This is a genomic window from Corynebacterium sp. UMB6689, from assembly GCF_030215295.1.
GTDB classification, from domain to species: domain Bacteria; phylum Actinomycetota; class Actinomycetes; order Mycobacteriales; family Mycobacteriaceae; genus Corynebacterium; species Corynebacterium aurimucosum.
Map to the genome: position 1 here is coordinate 1 of NZ_JASOLS010000213.1, position 258 is coordinate 258.

General features: G+C 65.9%; 1 protein-coding gene. It reads right to left on the reverse strand.

Annotation, left to right across the window (positions count from 1 at the left end; all coding sequences use genetic code 11):
• Nucleotides 1–258: transposase (locus QP363_RS13250; protein WP_284764831.1), on the reverse strand; the 258-nt coding region annotated here is incomplete at both ends.

Genomic DNA, 258 nt, shown 5'->3' on the forward strand with positions numbered 1-258 from the left:
GTCGTACACCGAGTGCAGCATCGCTTTGACGGCGGGCCATAGCGCTTTGGGGGTGACCGACATGAGATTCGCGGCGTAGTGGGTGCGGCATCGTTGCCAGGTGGCTCCGGGCAGGTTGGCGGCGATGGCCTCAACTAGGCCCAGATGGGCGTCGCTGGTGACCAGGCGCACGCCGGTGAGGCCTCGGGCGACTAGGTCAGCGAAGAACTCATTCCAGGCTGGACCGGTCTCGCTGGTGGATACGCGCACCCCCAGTAC